This is a genomic window from Micromonospora sp. H61 (assembly GCF_018070325.1).
GTDB classification, from domain to species: Bacteria; Actinomycetota; Actinomycetes; order Mycobacteriales; family Micromonosporaceae; genus Micromonospora; species Micromonospora salmantinae.
The window spans coordinates 95,783-105,103 of sequence record NZ_JAGPXY010000017.1 but is presented as its reverse complement, the minus strand read 5'-3'; the positions used below and the strand labels follow the sequence as shown (position 1 = coordinate 105,103).

The 9,321-nt window shown below is 74.6% G+C and carries 6 protein-coding genes and 2 tRNA genes; 4 read left to right on the top strand and 4 right to left on the bottom strand.

The window, feature by feature from the left end:
* Positions 1 to 46: 46 nt before the first annotated feature.
* Together KBX08_RS11785 and KBX08_RS11780 are read left to right on the top strand one after the other, a co-directional pair.
* A complete protein-coding gene (locus KBX08_RS11785; protein WP_210783262.1) occupies positions 47 to 3,211 on the top strand; it encodes a permease in 3,165 nt (1,054 codons plus the stop codon).
* Positions 3,208 to 5,967 (top strand): FtsX-like permease family protein, encoded by a 2,760-nt coding sequence (locus tag KBX08_RS11780; RefSeq protein WP_210783246.1) that lies wholly within the window; start codon positions 3,208 to 3,210, stop codon positions 5,965 to 5,967. The genes KBX08_RS11785 and KBX08_RS11780 overlap by 4 nt, the downstream gene beginning before the upstream one ends.
* An 88-nt stretch (positions 5,968 to 6,055) precedes the next feature.
* Here the strand turns inward: KBX08_RS11780 and KBX08_RS11775 are convergent.
* Both KBX08_RS11775 and KBX08_RS11770 read right to left on the bottom strand, forming a co-directional pair.
* A tRNA-Val gene (locus KBX08_RS11775) sits at positions 6,056 to 6,130 on the bottom strand.
* Between the two features lie 26 nt (positions 6,131 to 6,156).
* A tRNA-Gly gene (locus KBX08_RS11770) sits at positions 6,157 to 6,229 on the bottom strand.
* Positions 6,230 to 6,376: 147 nt separating this feature from the next.
* Here KBX08_RS11770 and KBX08_RS11765 point away from each other — a divergent pair.
* On the top strand, positions 6,377 to 6,619 hold the full coding sequence (locus tag KBX08_RS11765; RefSeq protein WP_091400768.1) for a DUF6458 family protein: 243 nt from the start codon (positions 6,377 to 6,379) through the stop codon (positions 6,617 to 6,619).
* Positions 6,620 to 6,781: 162 nt separating this feature from the next.
* Here KBX08_RS11765 and KBX08_RS11760 read toward each other — a convergent pair whose 3' ends face one another.
* Complete coding sequence (locus KBX08_RS11760) at positions 6,782 to 7,738, bottom strand: NADP-dependent oxidoreductase (protein ID WP_210783243.1); 957 nt, start codon at positions 7,736 to 7,738, stop codon at positions 6,782 to 6,784.
* 46 nt (positions 7,739 to 7,784) lie between these two features.
* Entirely contained in the window at positions 7,785 to 8,366 is a 582-nt protein-coding gene (locus KBX08_RS11755; protein ID WP_112585044.1) for a TetR/AcrR family transcriptional regulator, read from the bottom strand.
* Between the two features lie 115 nt (positions 8,367 to 8,481).
* Between KBX08_RS11755 and KBX08_RS11750 the strand changes: the two genes are divergently transcribed.
* A complete protein-coding gene (locus KBX08_RS11750; RefSeq protein ID WP_210783239.1) occupies positions 8,482 to 9,216 on the top strand; it encodes a GNAT family N-acetyltransferase in 735 nt (244 codons plus the stop codon).
* The last annotated feature ends 105 nt before the right edge of the window (positions 9,217 to 9,321 follow it).

Here is a 9,321-nt window from a genome sequence, read left to right as displayed (position 1 = left end):
GACGAGCAGGCGGCCAGGCAGCCGTCGGACGCCGGATGACGCGACGATGAGGCTGGTCAGCCGGCGCGCCCGCGCGCAGTGGCCGCTGCTGGCAGCCCTCCTCGGGGTCGTCACGATCGGCGCGACACTGCTGGGTACCTGCACCCTGTTGGTCACCCGCACCGCCGAGCGGGCGCTGGAGGTCGCCATGGCCCGCGCCGCCCCCGCCGCCGTCGACGTGACCGTCTACACCGGCACCGTCGAGGGCCGGGACACGTCGTCCGTCGCCGCCGACACCCGCACCGTGGTGGCCTCCACGCTCGCCCCGTTTCCGGTGACGACAACCGCGCGGGCGTCGACGGTGCTGCGGGCGCTGCCGCCCGCGCTCGCCGCTGGCACCACAGTGCCGGCCCAGGCGTACCTGTCCGGGCTGGACGACCTGCCGACCCGAGCCGAGCTGGTCACCGGGCGCTGGCCACAGCACCCAGGCGACGCGGTGCTGCTGGAGTCCACCGCACAACTGCTCGGCCTCACCCCCGGCCGCCGGGTACGCCTCGGCGCCGAACTGGCCCACGCGCCCGTCCCGGCCGTCGACGTGGTCGTCGTCGGTGTGGCGCGCCCGCTGCCGGGGCGCGGCTGGGACCGCGACCCGCTGGCCGCGGCCGGCTCCGCCACCGGCTACCGGGACGGACGCTTCCAGCAGCCGGTCAACGCCTACGGCCCCTTCCTCGTCGACCTCGCCGACCTGGTCACCACCGGTGCCACAGTCGACCGGCTGGAGGTCACCGCCCATCCGGACCTGTCCGACAGCAACCGCCACGACCTGGAAACCGTGGCCGGGGCCGTCGGCAGTGCCGACGACCGGCTGGCGGGCACCCTCGGCGACCGCGTCCGGCTCGCACGTGTCGCCTCCGAACTGCCACTGACCCTGCGGGCCGCCGACGACCAACGGCACGTCACCGCCGCCGTCGTCCTGGCCATCGCCGTCCTCGGCGGTGTCCTGGCCGCGACGGCACTCGTCCTCGCCGGTCGTCTGACCACTGGCATACGTGCCGACGAGACTGCCCTGCGGTCCGCCCTGGGCACCAGCCGTCGCCAACTCGCCGCCACCGCGACACTCGAGGCCGGGCTCGTCGCCGCCGTCGCCGCCGCGATCGCGATACCGGCCTCGTCGGCCCTGCACGCCGGCCTGACCCACCTGCCGCCGCTGGACGGTGCCGGCCTGACCGTCCGGCCGGCGATCGCCGGTGCCCAGGTCCTCGCGGTCGCCGGCGGCGCGCTGGTGCTCGCCGCTGTACTCATCGTCCTGGCCGTCCGGCCCGTCCCGGCAGCCGGCGACCAACGAACCCGCCGCGAACTGCTGGCCCGATCCGGCGCCGACCTGATACTCGCGGTGTTCGCCGCCGCCGGCTGGTGGCAGCTGTACGCGCAGTCCACCGCCGCCAGCCCACGCGCCGACGCGGTCCGGGTGCTCGCGCCGGCGCTGTTGCTCATCGCAGGCGCCGCCCTGGCTCTCCGGGTGGTACTGCCCGCCCTTCGCGGCGCCGACCGGCTGGCGTACCGCGCCCGCGGGCTGGCGCTTCCGCTGGCGGTCTCCGAGGCCGCCCGCCGGCCACAAGCGGGCGCCGCCGGACTGCTCGACGGACTGGCCTGCGCGGCCGGAACCTTCGGCCTCGCCTTCGACGACACGTGGCACCAGTCGCAGCGCGACCAGGCCGCGCTCGCCGTCGGCACCGACCTCGCACTCACCCTCGGCACGGCGCCGGTGGCCGGAGACGGCGCGATCGTCAGCGCGGCCACCGCGGGGGCCGTGAGTCCGGCCCTCGACCGTGGCACCGCCGTCGGTCAGTGGCTCGGCAGCGCCGGCGACGCGCCGCGCCTGGTCGCCGTCGACACCACCCGCGCCGACGCGCTGCTGCGCGGGCGGCTGGACAACGACCGCGGATGGGCGGACGTGGGCGCCACGCTGGCGCCACGCACCCGGGTCGACGGCCTCGCCGTTCCGGCTGGCGCCCCACTCGTCCTGACCGGGACCGCCGCCGGCGACACCCCGCTCTCCGTGACGCCCCGGCTGATGCTGCAGGACGCCACCGGCCTACGCACGTCCTGCACCGGTCCCGCCGTACCGCTCGACGGCCAGGACTTCCGGCTGCCCGCCTGCGCGACGGCTGACGGGCTGCGCCTCGTCGCGGTCGCCCTGCCGGTCACCGCCGACGCGGTCGGCGGACCCGTCGCCGTCGCCGTCACACTCACCGTGCCGCCCGCCGGGTCGGCGGAGAGGCCCGCTGACGGATCGGAGTGGACCGCCACGTCCGCGCCGCCGGTCCCGAGCAGGTTGAGTGACCCGACCGTCACGGTGTCCGCCACCCCGACGGGGACCACGCTGCGAATGGCCGCGACCGTCGACCTCGGCGGCGCCGAGGACGCCGCCCGGACCCTCGTCGCCACCGCCTTCCCGGACCCCGGCCCGGTGCCCGTCGCCGTCTCCGCCCGCTTCGCCAGCGAGGTCGGAGCCGAGAACGGCAGCAAGCTCAGCGTCACTGTCGGCATCACGCCCGTCCCGGTCGTCGTCACCGAGGTCGTGCCGACCGTACCGTCCGCCCCCGGCGCCGTCGCCGTCCTTGCCGACCTGGACACGCTGTCGCGCGCACGTGCCGTCACCGGCGACCTGACGTTCCCGGTCGACGCCTGGTGGGTCGGCCACCCAGCCGGCCCCGGTGCCGCCGAGCGGGCCACCGCCCTGCACCTGGGCACCGTCGCGACCCGCGAGGCGGAGACCGCCCGCCTCACCGGCGGCCCGCTGCTCGCCGGGCTGCCGGCCGCGCTGCGCCTCATCGTTCCGGCCGCGGCCCTGCTGCTGCTCGCCGGCGTCGTCCTGCACGTCACCTGTGACCTCCAGGTCCGCGCCGTCGAGGTGACGCGGCTGCGCGGCCTGGGGATGTCCCGGCGCGGCATCCGGGCCGTGCTGCTCGGCCAGCACGCCGGCGTTCTGCTGCCCCTGCTCGCGGCGGGCGCGGCCGTCGGCGCGCTCGCCACCCGCGTCGTCGCTCCCCTGCTCGTGCGCTCCGAAACCGGTGCCGCGCCCGTCCCGGCCACCCAGCCACACTGGCCGTGGCCGGCCGAGGCCGCACTGCTCGCCGTACTGCTGGCCGGATGCGTGCTGGCGGTCGCCGCCGTGGTCACCGTCCAGGTCCGCCGGGCCGACGCCGCGCACCTGCGGGTGGCCCCGTGAACCGGTGGCTGACCCGCCGGTGGCCGGCGCTGCACTGGCCCAGCATCCGTGGCCGTGGCCGTACCGACGCCGGTCCGCTGCTGCTCGCCGCCGCCGTCATCGCGGCCGTCGCGCTGCTCGCCGGGGCCGCACCGGCGCTGCTCCGCGCCGCCGCCGACAACGCCGTCCAGGACACGGTCCGCCGCGCCGGCAACGACGCGAACGTCCTCGTACACGCCAACTGGGAACGCGACGACGGGCCGACCGGCGGGCGGGTCCGGATGCCCAGCCTCGCCGAGGACCTCGACAACTTGCGCGCCCGGGCGACATCCGCGCTCGGGCCCGATCTGGACGCCGCGCTGCTCCCGCCCCTCGCCGCTGTCAACGGCCCGATCCTCAACATCACCGACGGTAGCGCGCCACGTACCTTCCAGTTCACCTACCTGGCCGGTGACGCCGGCGGCCCGGACGTGACCTGGGTCGCCGGCAGCCCGCCCGGCCCCGCCGTCTCCGACGATTACGTCGAGGTCCCCTACGACGGACCGCCCTGGCCGGTGCAGGTCGGCCTCTCCGAGGCGGACGCCGCCGCACTCGACCTCGGCCCCGGCGATCGATTCCCGGTCACTGACGGCAAGGGTCGCGACAAGGACGTCCGGATCAGCGGAATCTACCGACCCACGGACAGCGCCGACCCGGCCTGGCGGCTCGCCCCGGCGCTCCTGCGCCCCGTGCCCGGCGCCGACGGCATGGGAACCACCCGGTTCGGCGGCCTGCTGTCGCGCGAGTCGTTACCGGACGCCCGGCTCGCCATCGACGAGGACCAACTGCGGCGCACCGTCCACTTCGCACCCGTTCCCGGCGCGCTCACCTGGGACGCCACCGCGGCGCTCGCCAGCCAGGTGGTCAAGCTCAAGGCGACGTCCGGCTCATCAAGCGACCGCGAGCAGTCCCTGAAGTGGGAATCGCAACTCGACACCGCCCTGCGCGACGCCCGTGCCCGCAACAGCGCCGCTTCCACACAGGCCGCCGTCCTGCTCGCCGGGGTACTGACCGCCACGGTGCTGGTCCTGCTGCTCGCCGCCGACCTGCTGGTCCGCCGCCGTACGCCGGTGCTGAGCGCCACCCGGCAGCGTGGGGCGGCGCTACCCGACCTCGGTGCGGAACTGATCATCGAGTCCACAGTGGTGTCGGTGTCGGCCGCCGCCGTCGGGCTCACGCTCGCCCGCGCGGCCGCTCCGGGCGTCTCCTTGACCTGGGCCGTTCCCGTGGTCCTGGCCGGCGCCGTCGCCGGGCCGGCGTTCGGCATCCTCGCCGCCGCCCGCGCCAGCCGGGACCGGCGCCAACCCGCCAACCCGGCCGCTCGGCGCTGGATCCGGGCCACCGGTCAGTTGCGCCGCGCCGCAGTGGAAGCCGCTGTCCTGATCGCCGCGGTCGCCGCCTTCGTCACACTGCACCAGCGCGGGCTCCTGCCCGTCGCCTCCGACGCTGACACCGGTGAGCTGACCGGCGATCTCGTCCTGCCGGTCAGCGCCCTCGCTCTGGGTGCGCTCGTCGGCGCGCTCGTCCTGCTCCGGCTACTGCCCCTCGGGGCGCGGTTCGCGCTCCGCCAGGCCCTGCGCTCGCGCCGTCCGCTGGCGGTGTTCAGTGCCGCCCAGGCGACCACAACGGCCGGACGCGCGCTGCCGCTGCTTGTTCTGGTCAGCACCACGGCGCTCGCGTCGTTCGCGCTCATCCTCGGCGCCACAGTCACCCGAGGGCTGACCGACGGCGCGTGGAGCACCGTCGGCGCAGACGCCCGCCTCGACGTCGGCGCCGACGCCGAGGCCGCCACGCCCGCACTCGCCGAGCGCATCGCCGCCGCACCAGGGGTAGAGCGGGTTGTCGTCGCACAGGTGACCGACTCGGCACGCGTCTTCGCCGAATCGACGCTGCTCACCCCACGCCTGGTCATCGTGGACACCGCCGCGTTCCAGCGCCTGCTGGCCACCACTCCGCTGCCCGACGCGCCGGCGTTGGCCCGGCTCACGGCTCCCGGTCCTGGCCCCGGGGAGGTCCCGGTGCTGGTCCGCTCGAGTGGCGGCGATCTGCGCACCGGCACGCGGCTGCAGCTACCCCGGGACGGCGCCCCGACCATCCGGCTCGCCGCAGTCGGTACCGCTCCCTCCGTCGGCGGCGCCGACGACGTCGTCATCGTGGACGCCGCGGCCCTCGCCGACGCCGGGCTGCCCGCCGTTCCGAACACCGTCTGGGTGACCGGCCCCGGCGCGGGGCGGGCCGTGTCGAACACCGGAGTCACCTCCGACGTCGTGCTGCGTGCGGACGTCCTGCGGGCGCAGCGGGTGGCTCCGCTGACGGCAGGGCTGGTACGGCTGGCGTGGACGACCGCCGCGGTGCTGCTGGCGCTGGGGTTGCTCGGCCTCACGCTCGCCGCCGCCGCCGGCGCCTCGGAGCGGTGGCAGACCCTGACCCGACTGCGGACCCTCGGCCTGCGGCCACGCGACGCCCGCTGGGTCGCCGCCGGAGAGCTGCTGCCGCCGGTAGTGGTCACCGCGGTGTACGGCCCGCTACTCGGGGCCCTGCTCGCACGCCTGACGCTCGGCCCGCTCGACCTGCGGCGACTCACCGGCCAGGCCGCCGACCCGACGGCGGTCCTGCCGTGGTGGCTGCTGGGCCTGGTGAGCGTGGCGCTGCTGGCGACGGCCGCCACCGTCGTACCTGTCGAGTCGGCGCTGCGGCGCCGCGACCGGCTGAGCGAGGTGCTCCGCGCCGGGGAGTGACCGATGGTCTCTCCGCCCGTGCGGGAAGCAGAAACGCCGAGACCCGTTACCGATATCGGTAACGGGTCATCTGATCCGCTTGCATGGATGGTGGGCGATACTGGGTTTGAACCAGTGACCTCTTCCGTGTCAAGGAAGCGCGCTCCCACTGCGCCAATCGCCCGTGGCGGCCCCGTGGGGCGCATCGCGAGCGGACGACGGGATTCGAACCCGCGACCCTCACCTTGGCAAGGTGATGCGCTACCAGCTGCGCTACGTCCGCACGTCCCCGGCAAGCGCCGGCGACAGGTGAACTCTACCCGATGCCAAGATCGCTTGGAACGGCACCCTGGCCGGTCGCGGTTGCGCTGGTACCCGCCGGGGTACTGAAGGGCTCGACAGCGCACCACACCCCCTTAAGGAGGCTGTCGTGGGTATCGGCACCAGCATCTTCCTGATCGCGCTCGGCGCGATCCTCACCTTCGCACTGGACGCGAGCGTCGGCGGTATCAACCTCGACGTGGTCGGCTGGATCCTGATGGGCGCCGGCGTGCTCGGCCTGATCATGACCACGCTGATCTGGGGTCGCCGCCGCCAGGTCGTCACCACCACCGAGCAGCCGGTGGAGTACCGCCAGGTCGAGGAGCGGCGGGACATCGCACCGCCGCTGTGACCCGGCCAGCTCCACCGCTGGCGGAACCGCCAGACCACCGTGATTCCGGGCCGGCCGCCTCGCCGAAGGCGGCCGGCCTTTCGCACCGACAACCCCACGCCGGGCAGGCGTCGCCGTCGGCGATTGGACCACAGTGCTCCGGCGGTGCCGGCGGCGGCGGAATCAGAACTCGATGACCAACCGGCCGCGTACCCCTCCCGCTTCCAGGAGTTGATGCGCGCAGGCCGCCTCCTGCGGCGGGAACCGGCCGGCGACCCGCAGGGTCAGCACACCCTCCTCGGCGAGTCGCCGAAGCAGGTCGAGCTTGTCGCGGCGCCCGTCGTACTCGTGCACGTACGCGGAAACCATGGTGATCCTCCGCTGGTCGGCCTGCGCCCGCAGCACCGGATCGGGCCCGCCGCGCAGCAGCGCCACGGCACCACCCTCGCGCACGGCGGGCAGCAACGCGCCACCGAGCAACGCGGTGTCGACAGCGGCGTCCACCCCGTCCGGGGCATGCTCGCGGAAGCGGTCGGCGACGCCCGGACCTCGGGTCACCGTCACGTCGGCACCGAGCGCGGCGACCAGTTCGGCGTCACCCGGCGCCGCGTCGGCAAACACCCGGTGACCGGCGGCCTTGGCGAGCTGTACCGCGTACCCGCCGACGGCACCGGCCGCGCCGGTCACCGCGAGGGTGCTGCCGGGCGGCAGCCGCAACTGGTCCAGGGCGTGCAGGGCGGTCAACCCGTTCAACGGCAGGGTGGCCGCCTCGGCGGGTGACACGCCCGCCGGAGCGGGCACCACCCAGGCTTCCGGGAGCACTACCCATTCGGCGTACCCGCCACCGGCCGCCCTCGTCGGGTTGACCATGGCCATCACCGGGTCACCCGGGGCGAGTACGCCACTGGTGTCGGAGCCCACCTCGTCGATGGTGCCGGCGATGTCCTGGCCGGGCAACAGCGGGTCGCTGCCGTGCAGTCGCACCGGCGTCATACCGGCCCGGATCAGCGTGTCCGCCGGGTTGACCGCCGCGGCGCGTACCCGGATGCGGACCTCACCGGGGCCGGCGTGCGGCGTCGGAAGCTCGACCACCCGCAGCACCTCGGGCCCGCCGTAGCGCAGCAGTCCGACCGCTCTCATGCTCGACTCCTCATTCGGGTGACCGGCCGACCACCGTGTCCGGCGGTCAGTTCAGGCAGGTGAGCGCGACCTCGGCGTACCGCGTCAGCGCCGCCCGGTCCGGGTTGATGGCACCCATCACCCGCAGGCCCTGGAGACTGGTGACCAGGAAGCCGGCCAGGTCGGTGGCGCTGCGGTCGGTGGTGATCTGACCCCGCAACTGCGCCTCGGCGAGCAGGTCGTAGAGCGCCAACTCCAGGGACTGGGTGGTCGAGCGAAGCCGCTCGGCGACCCGCACATCCTGGTGTGCCCGTTCCATCGACGCCCCGACGATGAGGCAGGAGAGGTGCCGGCCGTCGCCGGTGATGTCGTCCACCGTGCCGATGAACACCTCACGGATCACCGCCCGCGCGTCGTTGCCCGAGCGCAGCAGATCGACCATCGGTGTGGCGTAGCGCTGCCGGTACAGGTCGAGCACCGCCAGGTAGAGGCCGTCCTTGCTGCCGAACGCCGCGTAGATCGAGCCGCTGCCCAGGCCGGTCGCCTCGGAGAGGTCCCGCATGGAGGTGCCCTCGTAGCCCTTGCTCCGGAACACGTCCATGGCAGCGTCGACCGCGGCGTCGAGGTCGAACTCACGGGTGCGGGCCATGGCTGAACGCTACCCGCTATCTGGAACGATCGACAAAGTACCGCCGGTCACAGCCGCCGATCCGAGCCGTTTCCGCTGGCCGTGGGCGTGCCGACCCCGCGTTACGATCCAGATCATGGAGCCTCTCGACACGGTGCTGGCCGCGCACCGGGCGTACCTGCTCGGTTGGAACATCGGTGTCGCCGGCGGGCCGGACCTCCCGACCTACCGCAGTGACGTGCCGCACGCACCCCTCAACGGCGTGCTGCGGGTGGTCGGGCGCACCCCGTGGGACGCGCTCACCGAGGCCCGGAAGCGCCTGCACGGCGTACCCCGGATCTGGTGGGTCGGCCCGGACAGCGACGCCGGCGCCGCGGACGGCCTGGTCTCCCTCGGCGCGGTGCAGGTCGCCCGCATGCCGATCATGACCGTGGGGATCGGGTCGGTGGCCGAGGCGCCGACTCCGGCCGGCGTGCAGATCGCCGAGACCACCGACCTCGCCGCGTTCGTCCCGGCCTATGCCCGGGTGTCCGGAATCCCGGCGGACGGCGTGGCGGCGACGATCGAACGGGAGAAGGCGTTCACCGGCGACGGCACCGTGCTCCGGCTGGCCGGTCGCCTCGACGACGGCCGGGTCGTCGCGACGGCCGTCGCCTGGATCAGCCACGGTCTGGTCACCCTCTACTTCGTCGGCACCCAGCCGGAGCAGCGCCGCAGGGGCATCGGCGCGGCCATGACCAGGGCCGCGCTCCATCTGGCTGGCGAGCGGGGCGCCCGCACCGCCGCCCTCACCTCGTCGGCCGTCGGCGAGTCGGTCTACCGCGGCCTCGGTTTCCGGCCGGTGGGCGAGTTCCGCCTGTTGACCTTCTGAGAGCGAGCGCGCTACCCGGCGAGCCCGAGTGGATCACGGGGGTGGCTGTCCGCCGGAAACCATTGACTACAGGGTTCGGACAGCGTTGTCTTTTACTGGCGCCTG